This is a genomic window from Salinibacter grassmerensis (assembly GCF_947077765.1).
Lineage (GTDB): Bacteria > Bacteroidota > Rhodothermia > Rhodothermales > Salinibacteraceae > Salinibacter > Salinibacter grassmerensis.
Genome location: NZ_CAMTTF010000001.1, coordinates 119,166 through 140,168, shown reverse-complemented (window position 1 = coordinate 140,168; position 21,003 = coordinate 119,166). Strand labels below are relative to the sequence as shown.

Genomic DNA, 21,003 nt, shown 5'->3' with positions numbered 1-21,003 from the left:
TATTCGACAGCTTGCTCCCTGCACGCTGCCGCCCTCTCTCAGCCGAGACGCCCGCGGGGGCCGGCTAGCCCGTCAGGCGCAAAGGCATCCTGCACGAACTTGGACACGGTCGCCGACCAGTGGGGGAAGGCCCACCCGTTGCCGTAGCTCTCGTGAGACGTCGGACATCCTTCCTGCCGTTGGGCCGTACGGGTTTACAGTCGTTCGCCATTGGATCTGGACACCACGCCTGTGACCCAATCATCGCTGGGGGCTTATCGCGGCACCTACTCCAGGCAGAGAGTCACCTCGCTCGGCGTGTGGTGCGTCCCTCCCACGTCCGCCAATGAACCTCAAGACGCGTTCAGGGCGCTGATCCAAGGCCGAGGAGCGATTACGTGCCGGGGGGCGGACGTGTGGAAACGATGAACCTGTCGGCCGTAAGTCTTCCTAGCGTCTCTTGAAGCCGGCTCTCCCGACTCCTCAGGTATAATCCCGAAACGATCCGTGGGTATAATTGTCGGTCCATCCGGGTAGAGGCCCGCGGCAGGCAGCACAGGCAGACGGAACGAGCAGGAGCACGCCCCGTCTTTGCGCCTCAGTCCCGCAACGGTGTTTTCCCCGCTTTCAGGTCCGTTCGCATGCCCGACGCCGATCCCATCCTGCTGGAGCTCTACCGCCACCGCTTTGAGGGGATCGCCGACGAGATGGGCGTGACGCTCCGGCGCACCGGCTACTCGCCCAACATCAAGGAGCGGCTCGACTTCTCCTGCGCGGTGTTCGACGGGGAGGGGGCCCTCGTCGCACAGGCCGCCCACATCCCCGTCCATCTGGGCGCCATGCCCGCGAGCGTCAAGGCCGCGCGCGCCGCCGTGGACCTTTGGGCTGAGGGCGACGTGGTGGTGCTCAACGATCCGTACGCGGGCGGCACGCATCTGCCGGACATCACGATGGTCTCGCCGGTGTTCGTCGGCCCTCGGGAGGGCCCATCGTTCTTCGTGGCGAGCCGGGCGCACCACGCCGATGTCGGCGGCATGACGCCGGGCTCCCTGCCCCTCGCCACCGAGCTGGTGCAGGAGGGCACCATTATTCCTCCGGTCAAGCTGTACGACGGCGGCACACGCAACGATGCCCTCTTCCAGACCCTCCTTCGCAACGTGCGCACCCCCGAAGAGCGGCGGGGCGACCTGGCGGCGCAGCGGGCAGCCCATTCGGTCGGCACGGAGCGCCTGCAGGCCCTGACCGAGGCGCACGGCCCCGACGAAGTGACAACCTATGCTCGTCACCTGCAGGCCTACAGCGAACGCCGTACGCAGGCCGCGCTGGCGGACTGGCCCAACGGGACCTACACGTTCGCGGACGAGCTGGACGTCGACGAGGAGGAGACGGCCACAATCCGTGTGGCCGCGATGGTGGAGGACGACACCGTGGCCTTCGACTTTGCCGGGACCGACGACGCAGTGGACGGCAACCTAAACGCCGTCCGCCCCATCACACAGTCGGCCTGCTACTACGTGGTGCAGGGCCTCACCGAGGGCGAGATTCCGGTGAACGCCGGCAGCTTTACCTCGGTGTCCGTGATGGCCCCCGAGGGCTCGCTCGTCCACGCCGCACCGCCGCACGCAGTGGCGGGCGGCAACGTGGAGACCTCCCAGCGCATTGTAGACGCGGTGCTCGGGGCCCTCGCGCAGGCGCTTCCCGACCGTGTGCCCGCCGCCGGGCAGGGCACAATGAACAACCTCACCCTCGGCGGCACGCGTGCGGACGGGTCCGCCTTTGCCTACTACGAAACCATCGGCGGCGGCATGGGCGCGGGGCCGGACACAGACGGCCTCAGCGGGGTGCACGTGCACATGACGAACACGCTCAACACGCCCGTCGAGGCGCTGGAGCAGACGTATCCGTTCCGCATCGTCGCCTACCGGTTGCGCTCCGGCAGCGGGGGCGCGGGCCGGTTCCGCGGCGGCGACGGGCTCGTGCGCGTCTATGAATTGCTCGTCCCGACGACCGCGACGATGCTCAGTACGCGGCGCCGACGAGGACCATGGGGGCGCGACGGGGGCGGGCCCGGAGCGCCGGGCCGCACGGTGCTCGTTCATCCCGACGGGCACGAAGAGGAACTCCCGCCCCACGTGTCTCGGACGCTCCCGGCGGGCAGTCGGCTGCGCGTTGAGACGCCGGGGGGCGGGGGATTCGGGGCCCCGACGGGTGAAGCCCCCTCGTAGACCGCCACGGCGTTCCGGCCCGGCACCCGTTCACTGGGACGCCGGCTCGGCCCCGTGCGTCAGGGCATTCTCCAGCATCTCGCGGACGTGGTCGTCGGCGAGGCAGTAGTATACGTGCCGTCCCTCCCGTCGGTACGACACGAGCCGGGCGTCGCGGAGCACGCGTAGCTGGTGGCTGATGGCCGACTGGCTCATGTCGAGCGCCTCCACGATGTCGTGCACGCAGACCTCCCGGTCGCGGAGCAGGCACAGGATGCGCAGTCGCGTCTGGTCAGCAAAGCCCTTGAGGAGACGGACGGTCGCGTCGGTGACCGCGGCCGTGGGCAGCGACTCCGAGAGTGCTGCCTCCGTTCCGCAGGTCCCGTCATGCGCTTCGGCTGGGGCGTCGGAGGCGGTGTTGCCGGACATGGGCGTGGATCTGTGGCGAGGAGAAAGGCCGAGGCGAAGACCAAGGGTTCCTTTGCGAACCGGTGCCTCATAGGACGACGGGTCGAGTCCAGTTCCGTCGCGGCCATTACGAGTCGTACCGGAGAAGCCGCAACGCATTGCCCACGACGAGCAGCGTCGACCCTTCGTGCAGCACCACGGCCGGGCCAATGGGGAGCCCCGCAATCGTGGCGGGCACCAGGACCGCCACCATCCCGAGCGCAATCCACAGGTTCTGCGTGATGACACGGCGGGTCTGTCGGCTGAGCCCCACCGCAAATGGCAGTTGGGACAGGTCATCGGCCATCAGGGCCACGTCGGCGGTCTCCAGGGCCGCGTCCGATCCGGCCGCCCCCATTGCAATACCCACAGTGGCGTTCGCCATGGCGGGCGCGTCGTTCACGCCATCACCCACCATGGCCACGTCTTCGTTTTGGCGGAGCGTCCGAACAGCGTCCACTTTGTCGGTGGGCAGCAGGTCGCCACGGGCCTCGTCGAGCCCCAGCTGTTCGGCCACCGCGTCCACGACGCGCTGGTTGTCCCCCGAGAGCACGACCATCCGCCGGATACCTGTCCGGCGGAGCCGGCCTACCACGTTGGTCGCCTCCGGACGGGGCGTATCGGCGAGGCCCATCACGCCGAGGTAGGTGCCCCCGCGACGGACGATCATCGTCGTTCGTCCGTCGGCCTCCAGCGCCTCCGCCTCCTCACGAAGCGTGTCGGGGGGCGGCGGCCCGCCGATCTCGTCGAAGAGCGCCTGTTTCCCAACGTGTACGGGCACTCCTCCGACGAAGGCGCGGACGCCCCGACCCGTGATGCCTTCCATTTCCGTCGCGTCTTCAGGCGGGCGGGCCCCGAGGTGGTCTTCGCCGTACTGGACGACCGCCTCCGCCAGCGGGTGGTCGCTGAGCTGCTCGGCGGCGACGGCGGTCCGGAGAAGAGTCTCCTCGCGGACTCCGGGGCAGGGACGCACGTCCGTAACGCGGGGCTTGCCCGTCGTGAGGGTGCCCGTCTTGTCGAACGCGACGGCCCCGAGCCGGCCGAGATGCTCAAGCGGGCCGCCCCCTTTTACGAGAACCCCTCCCTGTCCGGCCCGGGCCAGGGCACTCAGCACGGCACTCGGGGTGGCGATGGCGAGGGCGCACGGGCTCGCGGCCACGAGCACGGCCATGGCGCGGTAAAAGCTGTCGGCGAAGGGCTCGTCCAGGGGCACCCAGGCGAAGAGAAGCAGCCCCACAAGCCCGAGGACCGCCGGGACGAAGACCCGCTCGAAGCGGTCGGTGAAGCGCTCAGTGGGGGATTTCTCCGCTTCCGCCTCCGTCACCAGCTGCACCACCCGCGAGATCGTCGTTTCGTCGGCCCGCTTCGTGACGCGCACCTCCAGCACGCCGCTGCCGTTGATCGTGCCGGCGTAGACGCGATGGGCCGCGTCCAGGGTCGCCAGATCCTGCACGGCCGGCGGAGCTTCGACCGGCGTCTTGTCCACCGGCACGCTCTCCCCGGTGACCGGCGCCTGGTTCACCGCGCTCTCGCCCTTCAGCACGACCCCGTCGGCCGGCACGCGCTCGTTCGGCTTTACGATCACGACATCGCCGACCGTCAGGTCGTCCACCGAAACCTCTTGTTCGGTCTCGTTTCGCCGCACAAGGGCCGTATCCGGCGCCAGGTCCGCAAGCGACTCGATGGCCCGGCGGGCCCGGCGCATCGCGTAGTGCTCCAGCGAGTGGCCCAGCGAAAAGAGAAACAGCAGAAACGCCCCCTCCAGCCATTTTCCGAGCACCGCCGCTCCTCCCGCGGCCACGATCATGAGAAAATCTACCTCGAACTCTCCGGCCCGGAGCGTATCGACCGCTTCCCGCACGGTGTAGTACCCGCTGAACGCATAGGCACCGATGTAAAGTCCCCAGGGAATCCATCCCGGCACACCGTTCGCGAAGGAGAGCCCGACGCCCAGGGCCACACACACGCCGGCCGTGAGGGCAAAGATCAGCTCCGTCTTTTCGCCGAAGATCCCGCCATGGTCGTGGTCGTGTCCCGCCTCCCGCTGTCCATTGCCGGCCTCCTCCGCCAGTCCCTGCGCCTCCAGTCGGTCGCCCCGCGGCCGCACATTCATCGACCGGAGCGCGGCGCAAATCTCATCCTCACTCGTCGACGACCGGTCGTACTCCACGCGGATCTGCTCGGCGGCACTTGCCCCCGCCTCCACGACCCCTTCGATCTGCCGAAGCCGCCGCGCAAGTGTGCGGGCACGGCGAGGATGTGAGATGCCGTCGACGGTCCAGGAAAGGTGTCCATACTGGTCGGTCAGCTCGGTGCCGAGGCTGCGGGCGCGTCGCCGAATCTGGGGCAGCGAGATCGCGTCCGGGTCGTAGTGGATGCAGAGCCGGTCCGGCGCGCCGTTCGTCGCCGTTGACACGTGCGCCGTACTCACCCCGTCCTGCTCGTGGAGGCTGCTCGTGAGACGGTCGACACATGCGTCCTCGGCGTCGGGGACGGTAGGGAGAACGATCGGGAGATCGAGCTGAACCTGTTTCGCCACGGCGGATGTGGGGAGTGTACGGATTGACGGATGAGGAGGCCCTGTCAGGCCGTTTTCGAGGAGAGTGCCCGAATCGACGACCGCCCGAGGAAACGAGGACACCGCTGCCGGTAACGCCGATCAGATGCGCCATATTGCTCCTCCAGCCAGGGCTCTTCGGCCAACGGCGCCAACAGAAACCAGACGGCCCCGACAGCTCCCACGATGCCTGCCAGGCCCGAGTCGGTGAGGAGCACGTACCCGGCGATTAGAATGAGGTCCCCTACGTAGCCGGGATTTCGGCTCACGGCGAAGGGCCCGTCCGTGACGAGCTCCGCATTTAGACCGAGGCACCCGCGCAGCCCCAGTCGCCCCATCGCGTAGCTGGCCAACGCGGTGCCCCCTACGACGAGCGTGCTGCCGAGGATAGTCGTCACGGCTTCGCCTATCCATCGGGCAAGCCCCAGGCTCCCGGCGTCCATCCCGCCCACAACGAGAAAGCCAACGCAGGCCACAGCGAAGAGCGTCCAGGTGAGCCGATACGTCCACGTTCGGCGCCCCAGCGGCGGCCAGACCTGAACGGCCTCAACTACGAGGGTAGCGAGGAGTGTCACGTCCAATGCGACCCCGGCGATGAGCGCTGTCCAAAAGACGATTCCCGTTGCGGACACCATTCCAGTCAGCCCGTAAACTTATGAATGTATGAGCACCTGTTCATAAGATGAGGAAAAATAGAGGTTTCCTGCCGATTGCCCCAGTGCGTTTCTTCTGGTAGCGGGCTGGATCGGTGCGTCCAAGGACGGATTAGGAGGCCTCGGCCACCTGCGCGACGGCCTGCCGCACGTCGGACGGCGTCCAGTCGTTGCCGCGCCAGAGGCGCCGCACGCGCCCCTCCGGCCCGATGAGGGCCGTCGTGAGGTTGTGCGTGATCTCCTCGCTCCCCGTTTTCTGGGCGTGGACGCCAAAGAGACCAGTCGCCCGTTCAACCTGGCTTGAGTCGCCGGTGGCGAAGGTCCAGGTGTCGAGCCGATCCGTGTACTTCGACGCGTACTCGCGGAGCACCTGCGGCGTGTCGTAGGCCGGGTCGAAGCTGATGGACAGCAGCTGGGCCTCCTCCCCATGCTGCTCGCGAAGCTGCGGTTGCAGGGCCGCAAACTGCTTCGACATGAGAGGGCAGTAGGTCGGCAGCGGGCACCGGGTGTAGATGAACGTCAGGACGAGCGTCTGCCCGCGGTAGTCGCCGATCTGGAGGGACGCGTCAGCCTGAGTCGTGAGCGTGAGGTCTGCGGGGACGCGGTCCCCTTGCTGGAGCATCTGCGTTCCCCCATCGGCCGCCGATTTGATCGGCGTGGTCGTGCGGGCCGGATTCCGGGCCACCGCCGTGTCCGCACGCTGGCGAACGGCAATGATGCTGGCGCTGTCCTCGCTCACGGCGAGCCGAAACTGGACCGCATCTCCCTTTTCCAGCGGGGCCGTCATGCTGGAGTCCGCCACCGGAAGGGGCATGATCATCGGCGGCATGTATCCCGGGATCTCCTCGTGTTCGACCACGAGGGTACGCCCCTCATTCTGGATGCCGGCGACGCGGCCGTCAACGGTGTACGTGTCCGTGCCAAAGAGATAGAGAAGCAGGGCGCCCGCGGCCAGGAAGAACGCGAAGAGCCCGCCCCCGAACACAGCGAGTCGGTTCTGAATCATGGGCTCACTGGGCGCGGCCGGCCATTTCTTCGAGGCGGGCGATGCGCTCCTCCGTGGGGGGGTGGGTAGAGAAGAGCCGCTTCATGCCGCTCAGCCCCCCGCTGAACGGGTTCACGATGAACATGTGTGAGGTCGTCTGATTGGCCTGCATGGGACGATGCTCCGCGGCCCGCTCCATGCTGCGCAGGGCGCTAGCGAGGCCGAGGGGGTTTTTCGCAATCTCGGCGCCCTCCCGGTCGGCGGCGTACTCGCGGCTGCGGGAAATGGCCGACTGGATGAGCATGGCCGCCATCGGGGCGAGGATCATCATGAGGAGCGACACGAGGAAGTTGTTGTCCCGCCCGCCGAAGAAGAGGGCGAACCGGGACAGCATCGTGATGGCCCCGGCCAGCGTCGCCGCGACGGTAGACGTCAGCATGTCGCGGTTTTTGATGTGCGCCAGCTCGTGGGCGATCACGCCGGCCAGCTCGTCGCGCTCGAGCACGTCCATGATGCCCTCCGTGACCGCCACCACGGCGTTTTCGGGGTTGCGGCCGGTGGCGAAGGCGTTGGGCTGGTCCTGCGGAATGATGCACACCTTCGGCATCGGCAGATCGGCCCGCCGGCGCAGGCGGTCCACAAGATCGTGCAGCTCCGGCGCCTCGGCGCGGCTTACCTCCTCGGCTCCGTACATGCGGAGTACGATGGAGCTGCTGTACCAGTAGCTAACGCCGTTCATGCCCACGGCAATCACGAAGGCGAGCAGCATGCCGCCCGTGCCCCCAAGCGCCTGCCCGATGAGGGCAAAGAGCACGAGCATGCCCGCCATGAGCGCGGTGGTGCGGAAGCTGTTCATATTGGGTCGTTGTAGGAACGTGTATGACTAATTGCACCTCACTATCTCGTATGCACAAGGGCCGTGCCGCGGTCCTCAGGCCTGCCGGGATGTCAGACTTTTTCGTGATACCTGGCGTGGCAGGCGCGGTCCTTCTCCGGGCCGCCGCTCTCACCCCAGCATCCCCGTCACCACCATCACGTCGTAGAGCGCGTGGGTCCAGGCGGCGACGCCGAAGCCGCGGGCGAGGAAGAGGGCATTGAGGGCCAGGCCGAAGAGGAACCGAAAGGCAAATGACGGGAGTGCAAACGGATCGCCCAGGGGGCCAACGTAGTGGACAAGGCTAAACAGCGCGGCCCCAACCAGGGCGGCCAGGACGTAGGCCCAGGAATCCGACTCCACAGCCCTTCGAAGGAAGTGGGCCAGCCCGCCCACGAGGAGCACGCGAAAGACCAGCTCTTCGTAGAGCCCCGCCCCCACGGACAGGGCCAGCTGTGTCCAGAGTGCCCCGTCGGGCGGCGGAACCGCGGCAAAAAGGACCCCGACGGCCGACGACACGGCGAGGGCCACCCCGATCGCGTACGCCGCGCTCTCGCCCACGAGCCCCGCAAAGTAGCGCGACCGCAGCGGTACGTCGCGGTGCCGATCCAACAGGTACGCGGTCCCACCGCCCCCCACCACGAGCATCGCAAGGACCAGCCCGCCGGACGCCCCGGTCATCATGAGTAGCTCTTTGATCCACATGCCCGCCTCGACCCGAACCGGCCGTGTGGCGTCGACGTTCGCGAGCACAATCATCGTCTCGTAGAGTGCAAAGAGCGGCAGGGCGCTGAGGAACCCGTACGTGGCCGAGCGGGTGGCCCGGTGGTAGGTCCGCCAGCCGGTAGAGGCCATCGGGGACGTGAGGAAGAGAAAAATGAGAGGGTGAGGGTGAACGTCGGACGCGTGCGACACGAAAAATGTTACGGCCTCACGGGCCCCCCGTCCACACCGTCCGCAGCTCTACGGTCGGCGTCGCGTCGGTGTCGATGCCGAGCCGGTCTGCCACGGCCGCCGATACGTCGAGCAGTGTCCCTCCCTCAATCGGCCCTCGGTCGAGGACGCGGGCAAAGGTGTGGCGGTCCGCGTCCGGGCGGGAGAGGAGCACGACGGAGTCGTACGGGAGCGATGGGTGACTCACCACGAGGGCATCGGGATCGTACGGCGTGCCGCTGGCCGTGAGGCGCCCGGCGAACGCGTCCGGGTAGACGGCAACGGCCCCCGTCGAGTCGGGCGCGGCCCAGTCGCCGGGGGACGGCACCTCGGGGGCCTCCCGGCCCGGCAGGCGGAGGCGTCGCCCCGCCTCCAGCGCGGTCGTGTCGAGGTCGTTGGCCGTCCGGAGGGCCCGGGCGCTCACCCCGTACGTCCCCGCGATGCCGTAGAGGGTCTCCCCGGCCGTTACCAGGTGGGCCGGCGGCGCGAACCGTTTGGGAAGCCGGAGCGCCTGCCCCGCCTGAAGAGACGCCGCCGTGCGACCATTCAGGGCAGACAGCGTGTCCGCCGTGGTGCCAAGGCGAAGCGCCAGGTTCACGAACGAGTCGCCCCCCGCCGCCGCGTACCGCCCGTACACCGGCGGGCCCGTCACGGAGTCTGCGGCGGTGGTGTCTCGGCCGGCAGTGCTCACGGCTACTGTGTCTGAGGCCACTGTGTCCGAGGCAACGGTGTCTGGAGAGGCCGGGGCCGCGGTGGTGGACTCCGGCTGGGCCTCGGTCGCCTCGGAGGGCGGCTCCGGGCGAGGCGGCTGGAGGCGGAGCGTCTGCCCAACCTGCAGCGACGGGCCCTCCAACTCATTCCACCGCTGTAGGGCCTCCACCGACACGCCTACTCGCCGGGCGATGCTGTACAGCGTGTCTCCGGACTGCACCGTGTAGGTCGAGTCGGACGGGGCCTGGGCGTGGCCGACCGGCGCCGTGCCGGTCAGGGTCAGCAGAACGCCCAACACAAGAACAGCAGTGCGCATCGGCAGTCGTGACGGTCAGTCGAATCCGACGCCTTCGGCCTTCAGCTTCGCGTCTTGGAGCTCCGACAGGTCTTTCTGGGTGCCCTCCTCGCGGGCCCTCTCAATGCCCTGTGCGTACGTGTCGATCGCGTCGTCGGTGCGGTCGAGGCGCTCGTAGAGCTTGCCAAGGTGGTAGTAGGTGCCCACGTAGTCGGGGTCCGTCTCCACAAGCTCCTCAAACAGGTCGAGGGCACGCGAGGCATTGTCGTGCTTCAGGTGCTCCTGCGCGAGGGCGTATCGCGTGAACGGGTCCTCGGGGTCCTCTTCGTGGAAGGTCTTGAGCTGTTCCAGTCGGTCGGTGCTCATGGCAAAACGGCGATGAGAAAAGGCCACATGTAATAGTGAGAGTTCTTCGATCCGGGGCGGGCGGCGCCCCTCTACGCATCACCACGAGCCCCCGGCGCCGCCGCCGCCGAAGCTCCCACCCCCAAAACCGCCAAAGCCACCGCCTCCGCCGCCAAATCCACCGCCCCCTCCGAAGCCGCCCCCGCCGTGTGATCCCCCGCCGCCCCAAATGAAGATTGGCAGGTCGCTGCGACGACGCGTCGACGTCTTCGCTCCCTTCTTAGTGCCGCCGCCCCCTCGCCAGAACGAGCTGCCGATGAAGTAGGCAAAGATCAGGAAGATGTAGATGAGGGACGTCGAAACACCGCCGTCGTCGGAGGACGACGCAACGGCCTCCTCCGTGGCGGTATACTCCCCCGCGGTGGCCCGGATGATGGCGTCGGTGCCCCGGTCGAGCCCGGCGTAGAAGTCGCCGTTCCGGAACGCGGGGGTGATGACGCGCTCCACAATGCGATTGGCGATGGCGTCGGGGAGCGCCCCCTCTACGCCGTAGCCCGTGGCAATGAACATCTTGCGGTCGTTTTTCGAGACGAGCACCACCACGCCGTTGTCCTTCCCTTCCTGGCCCACGCTCCACTCACGGCCCAACGAGATGGCGTAGTCGTCCACGGGCGCCCCGTTCAGGGAAGAGAGGGTGACCACCACGACGGCGGTCGACGAGGTGTCCTCGTACGCCGCCAGCTTGCGGGCCAGCGCCCGCTCCTCCCCGCCGGAGAGCATACTGCCCTGATCCAGCACCGGACCACTCGGCTTCGGCGGAAAGTCGTAGCGCTGGGCCACGGCCGTCGGCGCGAGGACCGCCACAAAGAGGCTCAGCGCGAAGCCGAGCAGCAAGATGGAGCGAAAACGCGAAAGCACGGTGGGAAGCTGTGTTCGGACAGGAATCGAGGCAGGCCCTCTTCGTGAGCGTCGGCGAGCACGCGAGGCCGGGGGCGCAACTGCCGGACGGATTCTCCTCAGACTTCATGCATTACGAATCACTACCGAAGTCCACGTCCGGCGCCTGCTCGGCCCCCGCCTCCGCCTCGAACGGCGTTTTCGTCTTGAAGCCCATGAGGCTCGCGAATACCACCGTCGGGAAGGACCGGACCTGCGTGTTGTACTGGCGCACGGTGCTGTTGTAGTCGCGCCGCGCCACCGTGATGCGGTTCTCCGTGCCCTCCAGCTGTGCCTGCAGGTCGCTGAAGCTCTGTGTGGCCTGCAGCTTCGGGTAGTTCTCGGAGACGGCCAGCAGCCGCCCGAGCGACTTGCCGAGGGCCGACTGGGCCTCCTGAAATTGCCGGAGCCGCTGGGGATTGTCGAGGTCCCCGGCGTCCACCTGAATGGAGGTGGCCTTCGCCCGGGCCTCCGTCACCGACTGCAGCGTCTCCTGCTCGAAGTCGGCGGCGCCCTGCACCGTCTCCACGAGATTGGGAATGAGGTCGGCCCGCCGCTGGTAGGTCGCCTGCAGGTTGGACCACGACTCCTGCACCTCCTCGTCGCTCTGGACGAGGCTGTTGTACGAGCTCGTGGCCCCGCAGCCGACGAAGCCGAGAACGACCACGAGGACGGCAAGGGTGATGGCGCCTTTGCTTCGCATGAGCGCAGAGCTTTTTGGTAGTGAAAACGGGCCCAGTATCAGGTCGCCCCTACGGCTGACTCTGTGTGGAGTTGCGCCCCCAATCTGATGGGCCCTCGGGCCGAGCCTACCGGGACGTGCACACGTCGTGCCTGTTTTCGACGCCTCAGCCAATCCGTTCTCTTTCCGGGCTGCTCCGGCACCGGCTCGGTTGCAAACGGGCCTTAATCGCACGGGTCGAACGACGTTGTCCCCCATTTGGCTTCGTAAACGACGGGAAGTCCTCAGCGAGCATCCATCCGCGAATGGGCAAGCGGCGTCGGGCACCTTCCCCGCTCCGACTGGTGCCCCGTAGTGCGGAGGCTTCGGCAGCGGTCCCCGCAAGAACTTCCGCAGCCCCCTCCCGGTCAACACGCTCCAACCTTCCCAGACCGGTCTTCAGTGTAGCTCATCCTCGACACACGCCCCCTTCTTCCTCTCTCTCCCAGCGCGCCGACGGGCTCGCCTGACTGTACAAGTTCGTCGCTCGCTACACCAGGCCGAGTAGAGCCTCTCGTCGACCTTGTGCCTCACAACCTTACTCTGCGACCACCATCGCCAGCCGTTCGCCAGTGCGTGACACCGCGAGACGGGACACGTCCATCGTGTCCAGCGCAGCCACCGGGCGCCAGCCTGTCCTCCCCCTGCGCCAGGCCACGAGCGCGTCCTCGGTTGCCATGAGGAGGTGCCCACTCGGCGTCCAGGCGTGGTCGCCGGTCGGATCTTCCGTCGGCGCGTCTATTAGTCGACGGGTGGTGAGAGATTTCCCATCGAGCCGATGAATCGCAACCGACGAGTCAGGACCGAGCTGGACAAAACTGACGGCGGCCTGTCCGGGCACCGGCTGAAGCGACCGTCCGATGCGGCGGGCCACAACCGTGTCGGCGCCGGTGTTCGCGTTGGTCACATGGAGCGTCGGCGGAGATCCAAGCACGAAGAGAGCCACGCGGCTGCTGTCGAGCCACGCATGGTAGCCCACCGAATCGGCCTCGGGCAGCACCGGGGCGGCCGGCGTGCCATCGGCCCGGTACCGCCAGAGACGCTGCCGGCCATCCGCCTCGACGCGCACGACCGTCAGTGCTCCGCCGGGCCGGGGAGTCGGTGAATACTCACTCTCGGGCGTCTCGGTTACCTGCGTAACGTCCCCGTCGTCCCCGGCCTGCCGGTACAGATCCGCCTGCCCGTCGCGGATGGCCGTCCAGACGAGTCCCGGCTCGGTTCGCAAAAAAGCAGGCTGGTTGTCATAGCCGGGCCGCGTCGTAGCGGGCCTCGGCGTACCCATACGGAGCGAATCGTCGGATGCATCGAGCGGCGCCACAACCACATTCGTCCCTGGCGCCATGGCGGCAATTGAATCGTCCGCCGCAGGGTCTTCCGCGGAGTCTTCCCCATCTGGGGGCTCCGTACAGCCTCCCATGGACACCAGAATGACCGCGAGACCCAACCTCCACAGGCGGACGAGCGACATTGATGCGCGGGGCTTTTTGGCAAATACGGCGATGTCGTGTTTTGTTTTTCAGTGTTAAGGTAACCGGACCGGAGACAAACCAACAAGCAGTGGCCTTCACGCCCCCACGTCCGAATCGGCCCGGTCGTGTCGATGGCTCTACGAAAGAAAAGCCACCGACAAATCCGGTCTTGAGAGACCCCGCACGCCTAACGCTCCTACAGTCGCGTGTACTCTTCAAAACGGCCGGAGACGATGCTGTACTCCCAAACGGAGCGCCTATTTTCCTCTTCGCTCAGCCTGGAGGGTTGCACGCCTGTGCAGTTGAATCGACCGTTTTCTCCTGTCCGCGGCCCGTTTCTAAAAACCATGACAGGGGGCTTCCAATGCTCTTTCCACCGTGAGCCAAACGCGATTGCGGATGAGACTGGGCTCGCTACTGACTGGGCTCGCTACCAAAGGTGTTCAAATGGAGGAGCCCGTCTCTACACGAAACTGGTCTGCGAGAAAAAATGTCGTTCTCTGCGCTCTCTGTTGGCGATCGCGCCTCTCCCAACGGCAGTCGCCCATAACGTTGACGGTAGGCATTCCATTTAAAGCAGCGGGGGGATTTGCCTTGCCTCTACCCGCACGATGATTAGGCGCTCCACTCCGGACGGACGATTTGCGAACAGATTCTCAGGCATATGCTTTCAATTGGATAGAAACATCCAAACTCAAGGAATAAATTTTGTTCTTTCAACGAATAGGGGATTTCTTAAGAACCTATACTACTTCCAATTGACCTCGGTGGTCTAGCGGGCTGGATCCCGAATCGTCCGACGGAGCCTGTTCCTTTATACTCTCCCCTGCACGCTCCACTATGGAGTCAGATGCCCCCCCACACGCTCAATTCTACCGTTCCTCGTTCTCGGAGCCTGCCGACCCGTTTTCGGAGACAAGCTCCCCTGCAGCGGCCCATTCTGGGCCGGAGACCGACGCAGACCCTGAGCGCTCGTTCGACCGGGTCCTAGACCTTGCCGCCTGCGTCTTCGACACCCCGATGGCAATGGGGACCCTTCACGCGAATGGGCAGCCACAGGTGGTGGCCGCCGATGGGCTCCGTGAAGCAGGCCTCCAGAATGAGGACGACGGGGTGAAGACTCGTCTTTGTACACGAACGCTTCGATCCCCGGGGGCGACGGTCATCGCGGACGCTGCGGACGACCCCCGGCTTGCCGACCACCCGTGGGTCGCAGGAGATTCCGAGATTCGCTTCTACGCCGGCACCCCGCTGGTGGGCCCGCAGGACCACCGGATCGGGACGCTGTGCGTGCTGGACACCGAGCCCAACTCCCCCGACCCCGCCGATGTCGACCGGCTCGAAGGCCTCGCCGAGATGGTCGTCAATGAGCTGGAGCTACACCGTTGGGCCGACGCGTGGGACCGGGCCCGGCAGCGGTACGACGCCATCTTCAACCACACCTACCAGTTCACGGGCCTGCTGAAGCCGGACGGGACCCTCGTGGAGGCCAACGACGCAGCCCTCGAGTTTGGCGGGCTGGAGCGCGAGGAGGTCGTCGGAAAACCACTCTGGGACACGCACTGGTGGCAGACGACTCCGGAGGCGCGGCAGAGGGTCCGAGGGGCCGTCGAACGGGCGGCCGAGGGCGAATTTGTGCGGTACGAGACGGAGGTACAAGGGGCCGACGGGACCCGGGTGGTCGATTTCTCAATCCGTCCGGTCACCACCGCGGACGGATCGGTTACGATGCTGATTCCTGAGGGCCGCGACATCACCGACCGGAAGCAGCAGGAACGCCGACTCCGGAAGGAAAAGCGCAAGACCGAGGAGGCCCTTCAGGCACGCGACGCCCTGCTCGAGTCCATCACCGAAAACATTTCGGGAGGCATCTACCGGTCGACACCCGACGAGGGCCTCGTTTACGCCAATCAGTCCCTCGCCGACATGCTCGGCTACCGGAGCGTTGATGCGCTTCTGGAAGCCGACCCGGCCCGGTTCTACGCCGACCCCGACCAACGGGAACAGGTCCTTCGGCAGTCCAATCGGAACGACGGCATCAACGGGGTCGAAGTGGAATTTCGGCGCACGGACGGGACGACCTTCACGGGCCTGCTGAGCGCCACGACCGTTCGGGGCTCCGACGGGGACGTGCAGTACTACGACGGAGCCGTGACCGAGATCACCGAGCGGAAGCGGCAGGAGAGGCAGCTTCGGCAAAGCCGGGAGCGGTGGCGGCGCCTCGTCGAGAAGCTCCAGGACGGCCTTCACATCTCCGTCGACGGCGACATTCGCTACATCAACCCGGCCGGGGCCGAGATACTGGGCGCAGACGATCCGGAGGACGTGATCGGCCACTCCCTCTGGGATTTTGTCGTCCTGGCGTCTCAGCAGGAGTTCTTCGAGAACCGACTTCGAAAGGTCTATCGGGAGCGCACGTCGACCGCTCCACAAGAGTTGGAGATTACCGGCGTGAATGGAGAGCGCCGCGTCATCGAGAGCTACACGGTGCCCATCGAATTCAACGGAGAGAGGGCCGGGCAGACGATCTTCCGGGACGTGACCGAACAAAAAGAAATGGAGCAGGCCCTCCGCGAGCGGGAGGAACGACTCCGCTCGATTACCGAGAATGTCTCGGACGGCATCTACCGGTCCACCCCCGACCAAGGGCTCGTTTATGCTAATCGGGCCTTCGCCGATATCTTCGGGTACGAGAGCGCCGACGAGGTCCTCGAGATTGACCCGACGCAGTTGTACGCACGTCCGGAGACCCGAGAGGAAAGCCGGCGCATCACGAAAGAGCAGGGTCACGTCGACGCGATTGAGATCGAATTCCGACGCAAAGACGGGTCGACGCTTACCGGTCTCGTCAGCACCACCACGGTGCGCGATGAAGACGGCGAGGTGGTGTACTACGACGGGGCCGTCACCGATATCTCCGAGCAGAAGCAGCAGTCCCGGACGCTCCGGGACCGGCAGCAGAAACTGGAATCGCTGTACGCGGCCACACGCCACCTCTGGAGCGCCGAAACCCCCGACGCGGTCGCGACCCGCATCCAAGAGGTGTTGCAGGAGGTGTTCGACTACCCCATTTCGGGCGTCGCCTTCGTGCGGGACAGGCAGCTCGTCCCCGTCGAGGTCGCGGTCGCTCCGACCCACCAGATGCCAACGATTCAGTCGCTCCCGGTCGATGGGGACAGCATCAGCGCTCGGGCGTACCGGTCCGGAGAGACAGTGGTGGTGCAGAATGTAGAGGCCCTCGACAACGACGTGTCGTATGGCGACCTGCGCTCGATGGCCTGTGCCCCCATGGGGGAGCACGGGATCGTGTTGATGGGACAGGTGTCACACGAGGAGTTCGGCGCGTTCAACCTGCGCCTCGTCGAGATACTGTCGACCTACGCCGCCGTGGTGCTCGACCGGCTGGGCCGCGAGCAGAAGCTCGTTGAGGCGAAGGAGAAGGCCGAGCAGGTCAACGAAATGAAGTCGGCCTTTCTGGCCAACATGAGCCATGAGATCCGCACTCCCCTGACGTCGATCATCGGATTTGCGGAGGCCATCGGGGACGAAGTGAACGGAGCGGACACCACCGTGTCCCGATTTGCGGGCCTCATCGAGCAGGGAGGACGGCGCCTGCTCGAAACGCTCGACGCGGTGTTGAACCTGTCGAAGCTGGAGGCCGAGGAGATGGAGCTCGTCCTTTCCCCGCTCAACGTGGCCGAGCAGGCCGAAGACGTAGGCGCTCTCTTCGAACAACAGGCTGCGGAGGCCGGCATCAATCTTCGGATGGACATGCCCTCGGGTCCCCTGTGGGCGCGGGCCGACGAGGGCGCGCTGCGCATCGTGCTGCGCAACTTGGTGTCGAACGCGGTCAAATACACCGGAGAAGGAGGACAGGTCTGGATCCGGGCCCACAGGGCCAAGGACCAGGCGGTCTTGGAGGTGGAGGACACCGGACAAGGGATGGACCCGGCGGCGGTTTCGACTCTCTTCGAAGCCTTCAATCAGGCCTCCGAGGGCAAGGGCCGCGAGTATGAAGGAACGGGCCTGGGGCTGGCCGTCACCAAACAGGCCGTCGATCAGATGGAGGGCACAATCGACGTCGACACCGAGAAAGGGGTGGGGAGTCGCTTCGTCGTGCGCCTGCCCCGACCGGAGCAGGAAGCCCCCGGTACGTAGGCCGGGTGTGCCCTTGCCCTCACTCGAAGCGGACGACGAGGTGGACGTGCTCGCCCGCCCAGTCCGCGTGGCTCTGCTTCTGGAGGCCAATCACGACCGCGCTTCCGTGCGCCACCACGCGATCAAAGAAATATTCGACGGTGGAGGGCACGGCCCTGTCTTCGTCGTCGTCGGGCGTATCGACGTGCGAGTGCGTGAAGAGGGCGTCCGCGGCGTCGAAGTAAAGCAGTGCCGACTCTTCGGCCGCGTGGTCGAAGGCCTTGCGCAGGGCGCTCTGGGTCTGCATGCGCTGCTCATTTAGCAGGGACGGCACCCGAAACTGATGCAGGTTGGCGGTGGTGTGGCGGGTGAGGGTTGCCAGGGCCTGTTGGCGCGTCTCCCGCCGGCCGCCGTGGAAGAGAACGCGAGCCGTGGGCGGTTCCTCTTCGCCGCCGAGAAGGGCCCGGAGGGCCTGGTCGAACGCGTCCGTGCCGTACTGGACGGGCGAAGCAGTATTGGCGTCGGGCGTCGGGTCGGGGTCGGCCATGATGGGGCACCGGACGGTGGGCGCAAAGTCGGGCCGTTTTTAGATCGCGAAACGCGCACTTGTTCCTCGCTCGAAGCGTACGGCGCCGGAGAAGAGAGGAAGGAACGGAGAGAATAGGTCGCGCTCCACTCCCACGCGTTCGTTCTCACCCTCCCACACCCAGACTACCCGGTGCTCTGCATGGCCGCGGCGACGCCGTTGATGCTCAGGAAAATGTCTTCACGGAGGGCCTCCTGCTCGGCGTCGTCCGTGCTGGCCCGGTACCGCTTCAGAAGCTCGATCTGCAGCAGGTTGAGCACGTCGGTGTACGGGTTTCGGAGCTCGATCGACTTTTTGAGAACCGGGTTGCTGTCGAAGAGCGCTTCCTGATCCGTGATTTGGAGGATGGCGTCCTCGGCCCGCTCGTAGTCCTCCACGATGGGATCGTGAAAGGAGGTCTCCACGTCGGCGAGCGCGTCGTACCGCTCGGCAATGGGAAGGCGCGTGCGGGCCATTTCCCGCTGGGCACTGTCGAGGACGGTCCGGAAGAAGGGCCAGCTCTGATACAGCTCTTGGAGCGTGTCGCGGGCGCCCGGACGTTCCTCCATGAGTGTGGCGAGGCCCTGGCCGGTGCCGTACCAGCCCGGCGCGATGTAGCGTGTCTGCGTCCACGCAAACACCCACGGAATGGCACGCAGGTTCTCGAACTCGACCTCCTCCCCCTCCGAGGCCCGGGAGACGGGCCGCGAGGCGATGGGGAGGCGGCTGATGTGTTCGATGGGCGTGGCCGCGGTGTACCACTGCCACCCCTCGGGGTCGTCGATGAATTCGCGGTAGGCCGACATGCTCTCCTCGGCGAGGCGGTCCATGAGGGCAACCACATCGGACTCCATCGACACCTTGTCGGCCAGCAGGGGGTTCTCGGCGGGCGGGGTGTTCTGGGCGCGGGCCGTGGCCGTAAGGGTCGCGTTCACGATCTGCTCCACGTGGCGCCGCGCAATGTCGGGCAGCGCGTACCGGAACGAGATGATCTCGCCCTGCTCGGTCATTCGGATGCGGCCGTTGTGCACGACGGGCGGGAGCGCCTGGATGGCCTGCGAGGTGTGGCCGCCGCCGCGCCCCACGGTGCCGCCGCGCCCGTGGAAGAGACGCAGGTCCACGTCGTGCTCGTCGCACACCACGCCGAGCGCATGGATGGCCTTGTGGAGGGCCCAGTTGGCCATCCAGTAGCCGCCGTCCTTGTTGCTGTCGGAGTAGCCCAGCATGATCTCCTGGAAGCCGTCACGCCCCTCCAGCTGCGCGGCGTAGACCGGGTGCGTAAAGAGCGTCTCCATCCGGTCGTCGGCGGCGTCGAGGTCTTCAATCGTCTCGAAAAGCGGCACCATGTCGAGCGGGCACCGGTAGCTGCCGTCGACCACCGCGCCGAGGCCCGCCTCTTTCGCCAGCAGCATCGGCTCCAGCAGGTCGCTCACGGTGTGGGTCATGCTCACCACGTAGCTGCCGACGATGTCGGGGTCGACCGCGTGCATCGCCCGGATGACCTCGAACACCTCCATTAACTCCGCCGCGTCCGGGGGCAGATCCGCGTGGCGGTTCACGAGCGGACGCGGGTTCTGGAGCTCCCGGGACAGCACCTCCAGCTTTTCCTCCTCCGAGAGGTATTCGTAACCGGCCGTCACCCCTCCAGCGTCGAGCAGTGCGGCCACCGTGTCCTCGTGGACCCCGCTGTGCTGGCGCACGTCGAGGGCGGCGAGGTGAAATCCGAACGTCTTAACCAGCGAGCGGAGACGGTGGAGCTGTCCGCTCTGCGCCGCGTCCTCGAAGCCGTGGCCGTGGAGGCTCTCGGCAATGAGGTCAAGGTCGGCGAGCAGGTCGTCGGCGGTGTAGGCCCCCGCCATCGCCTCCACGTCGGTCGCGTCGATCCGGTCGAGCAGGCCACGGAGCCGTTCCTCGACGTAGCATAGCTTGAGGCGGTACGGCTCGCGCTGGTACTGGCGCCGCACGTCGTCGGGCAGGTCGACCGCCGCCGCGTCCGCATCCAGCGAGTCCCGCAGCGCGTCCGAGACGGTAAGCTGGCGGGTAGAGATGCTCAGGTCGTCGCGCAGCTCGTCGATCTCCTCCAGGTAGTGCTCGAGCGTGGTGCGGCGCTGGCGGGCAACGGTCCAGCGCGTGACGTCGGCCGTCACGTTGGGGTTGCCGTCGCGGTCGCTGCCGATCCAGGACCGGTACTGCAGGAAGGCCGGCAGCTCGGCGGTGGCGTCGTAGTGGCGGCGCAGGGCCTGCTGCACGTCGCGGTGGAGGGTGGGGATGGTGTCCCAGATGGAGCCGTGCAGGAAGTAGTGCCCCTGCTCCACCTCCTCTCGCACCGTGGGCCGCTCGGCCCGCACCTCGTCGGTACCCAGGAGAAAGGCCACCTGACCGTAGAGGCGGTCCAGCGTCTCGGCGCGCTCGTCTGGCGTGGCGTCGGGACGGCGAAGGGTCGAGAGCAGATCGGCGATGTGCTGCTCCTTGCGCAGCACCGAGCGTCGCCGCGCCTCCGTGGGGTGGGCCGTGAGGGTGGGCTGGATGTCCAGCTGCCGGAAGAAGGCCACGACCTCGTCGACCGTGTAGCCCTCCGCCTTCAGGTCCGCCACCGCCGCGTCGATCGACTGCGGGCGCGGCTCCGCCTCATCGGCCCCGGTGCCGTCCCCCGGCCCCAGCGGCCAGTCCGACGGGCCGGACTGGCGGGCGCGCTCGCGGTTGACGCGGATGATTTCCTGCTGCTCCGCCTGATTGACGAGGTGGAAGAAGGTCGTGTACACATGCAACAGACGCTCCAGCGTATCCTGGTCGAGCGTTGCGATCTGCTCCGCGGCCTCCTCCCGCTTTTTCGGGGCGTTCTCCTGCTCCGCCGCCTTGCAGAGGGCCCGCAGCCCCTCGACGTGCTCGAAGAGGGCCGTCCCGCTCTGCTCTTCCGCGATGTGCCCGAGCATGCTCCCCACCAGGTTTACCTGGCGGCTCAGGGGCTCAGAGATGCCGGTGCCCTCCGTTTCGAGGTCGAGGTCGTCCCAGCGAGGCATAGTAACGGAGCGTCAATGTCAAGGATTTGTGATGCCAGTGTCAACGTACAGTGCGATCGCACCGGGACCAAGCGAAGGGGCCTTTCCGGCGGACTCTTCAGCCAATCATAACACCACCTCGCGTGTAGGCGCAGAAGTCCGGAGCATGTGGTATGAACGGGGCCTCGGTGGC

General features: G+C 66.6%; 15 protein-coding genes. 2 read left to right on the top strand and 13 right to left on the bottom strand.

Translation table 11 applies throughout. From position 1 onward, the window contains the following. Positions 1–620 precede the first annotated feature (620 nt). The gene (locus OJB03_RS00585) at positions 621–2,204 is read left to right on the top strand and encodes a hydantoinase B/oxoprolinase family protein (protein WP_263784384.1); all 1,584 of its coding nucleotides are present in this window, start codon (positions 621–623) and stop codon (positions 2,202–2,204) included. Positions 2,205–2,234: 30 nt separating this feature from the next. Here OJB03_RS00585 and OJB03_RS00580 read toward each other — a convergent pair whose 3' ends face one another. From OJB03_RS00580 to OJB03_RS00530, 11 genes are all read right to left on the bottom strand, one after another. Then, positions 2,235–2,612 (bottom strand): ArsR/SmtB family transcription factor, encoded by a 378-nt coding sequence (locus OJB03_RS00580; RefSeq protein WP_263784382.1) that lies wholly within the window; start codon positions 2,610–2,612, stop codon positions 2,235–2,237. Between the two features lie 106 nt (positions 2,613–2,718). After that, a complete protein-coding gene (locus OJB03_RS00575) occupies positions 2,719–5,169 on the bottom strand; it encodes a heavy metal translocating P-type ATPase (RefSeq protein WP_263784380.1) in 2,451 nt (816 codons plus the stop codon). A gap of 44 nt (positions 5,170–5,213) precedes the next feature. Continuing rightward, entirely contained in the window at positions 5,214–5,822 is a 609-nt protein-coding gene (locus tag OJB03_RS00570; protein ID WP_263784378.1) for a methyltransferase family protein, read from the bottom strand. 130 nt (positions 5,823–5,952) lie between these two features. Next, positions 5,953–6,846, bottom strand: a complete 894-nt coding sequence (locus OJB03_RS00565; protein ID WP_263784377.1) for an SCO family protein — start codon at positions 6,844–6,846, stop codon at positions 5,953–5,955. 4 nt (positions 6,847–6,850) lie between these two features. Then, positions 6,851–7,681, bottom strand: coding sequence for a zinc metalloprotease HtpX (htpX, locus tag OJB03_RS00560; protein WP_263784375.1), 831 nt, complete (start codon positions 7,679–7,681; stop codon positions 6,851–6,853). Positions 7,682–7,831: 150 nt separating this feature from the next. Further along, positions 7,832–8,554 (bottom strand): CPBP family intramembrane glutamic endopeptidase, encoded by a 723-nt coding sequence (locus tag OJB03_RS00555; RefSeq protein WP_263784373.1) that lies wholly within the window; start codon positions 8,552–8,554, stop codon positions 7,832–7,834. A 76-nt stretch (positions 8,555–8,630) separates the two neighbouring features. Further along, positions 8,631–9,659, bottom strand: coding sequence for a LysM peptidoglycan-binding domain-containing protein (locus OJB03_RS00550; protein WP_263784371.1), 1,029 nt, complete (start codon positions 9,657–9,659; stop codon positions 8,631–8,633). Positions 9,660–9,674: 15 nt separating this feature from the next. Beyond that, entirely contained in the window at positions 9,675–10,004 is a 330-nt protein-coding gene (locus OJB03_RS00545) for a tetratricopeptide repeat protein (protein ID WP_263784369.1), read from the bottom strand. Between the two features lie 78 nt (positions 10,005–10,082). After that, the gene (locus OJB03_RS00540; RefSeq protein ID WP_263784368.1) at positions 10,083–10,901 is read right to left on the bottom strand and encodes a TPM domain-containing protein; all 819 of its coding nucleotides are present in this window, start codon (positions 10,899–10,901) and stop codon (positions 10,083–10,085) included. A gap of 112 nt (positions 10,902–11,013) precedes the next feature. Further along, a complete protein-coding gene (locus OJB03_RS00535) occupies positions 11,014–11,622 on the bottom strand; it encodes a LemA family protein (RefSeq protein ID WP_263784367.1) in 609 nt (202 codons plus the stop codon). A gap of 556 nt (positions 11,623–12,178) precedes the next feature. After that, positions 12,179–13,108: a TolB family protein gene (locus OJB03_RS00530; RefSeq protein ID WP_263784366.1), complete on the bottom strand. Its 930-nt coding sequence runs from the start codon at positions 13,106–13,108 to the stop codon at positions 12,179–12,181. Positions 13,109–13,949: 841 nt separating this feature from the next. Between OJB03_RS00530 and OJB03_RS00525 the strand changes: the two genes are divergently transcribed. Further along, positions 13,950–17,267: a PAS domain S-box protein gene (locus OJB03_RS00525; RefSeq protein ID WP_263784365.1), complete on the top strand. Its 3,318-nt coding sequence runs from the start codon at positions 13,950–13,952 to the stop codon at positions 17,265–17,267. A 19-nt stretch (positions 17,268–17,286) separates the two neighbouring features. Here OJB03_RS00525 and OJB03_RS00520 read toward each other — a convergent pair whose 3' ends face one another. Both OJB03_RS00520 and ppc read right to left on the bottom strand, forming a co-directional pair. Beyond that, positions 17,287–17,793, bottom strand: coding sequence for a hypothetical protein (locus OJB03_RS00520; protein WP_263784364.1), 507 nt, complete (start codon positions 17,791–17,793; stop codon positions 17,287–17,289). A gap of 164 nt (positions 17,794–17,957) precedes the next feature. Next, positions 17,958–20,831: a phosphoenolpyruvate carboxylase gene (gene ppc, locus OJB03_RS00515; RefSeq protein WP_263784362.1), complete on the bottom strand. Its 2,874-nt coding sequence runs from the start codon at positions 20,829–20,831 to the stop codon at positions 17,958–17,960. Between the last annotated feature and the right edge of the window lie 172 nt (positions 20,832–21,003).

What these genes read in the sequence shown, in the direction of transcription:
- OJB03_RS00530 (WP_263784366.1), bottom strand. Translation starts at nt 13,108, where the DNA reads ATGTCGCTCGTCCGCCTGTGGAGGTTGGGTCTCGCGGTCATTCTGGTG.
- OJB03_RS00545 (WP_263784369.1), bottom strand. Translation starts at nt 10,004, where the DNA reads ATGAGCACCGACCGACTGGAACAGCTCAAGACCTTCCACGAAGAGGAC.
- OJB03_RS00555 (WP_263784373.1), bottom strand. Translation starts at nt 8,554, where the DNA reads ATGGCCTCTACCGGCTGGCGGACCTACCACCGGGCCACCCGCTCGGCC.
- OJB03_RS00585 (WP_263784384.1), top strand. Translation starts at nt 621, where the DNA reads ATGCCCGACGCCGATCCCATCCTGCTGGAGCTCTACCGCCACCGCTTT.
- OJB03_RS00535 (WP_263784367.1), bottom strand. Translation starts at nt 11,622, where the DNA reads ATGCGAAGCAAAGGCGCCATCACCCTTGCCGTCCTCGTGGTCGTTCTC.
- OJB03_RS00550 (WP_263784371.1), bottom strand. Translation starts at nt 9,659, where the DNA reads ATGCGCACTGCTGTTCTTGTGTTGGGCGTTCTGCTGACCCTGACCGGC.
- OJB03_RS00565 (WP_263784377.1), bottom strand. Translation starts at nt 6,846, where the DNA reads ATGATTCAGAACCGACTCGCTGTGTTCGGGGGCGGGCTCTTCGCGTTC.
- OJB03_RS00525 (WP_263784365.1), top strand. Translation starts at nt 13,950, where the DNA reads ATGGAGTCAGATGCCCCCCCACACGCTCAATTCTACCGTTCCTCGTTC.
- OJB03_RS00520 (WP_263784364.1), bottom strand. Translation starts at nt 17,793, where the DNA reads ATGGCCGACCCCGACCCGACGCCCGACGCCAATACTGCTTCGCCCGTC.
- OJB03_RS00570 (WP_263784378.1), bottom strand. Translation starts at nt 5,822, where the DNA reads ATGGTGTCCGCAACGGGAATCGTCTTTTGGACAGCGCTCATCGCCGGG.
- OJB03_RS00580 (WP_263784382.1), bottom strand. Translation starts at nt 2,612, where the DNA reads ATGTCCGGCAACACCGCCTCCGACGCCCCAGCCGAAGCGCATGACGGG.
- htpX (WP_263784375.1), bottom strand. Translation starts at nt 7,681, where the DNA reads ATGAACAGCTTCCGCACCACCGCGCTCATGGCGGGCATGCTCGTGCTC.
- ppc (WP_263784362.1), bottom strand. Translation starts at nt 20,831, where the DNA reads ATGCCTCGCTGGGACGACCTCGACCTCGAAACGGAGGGCACCGGCATC.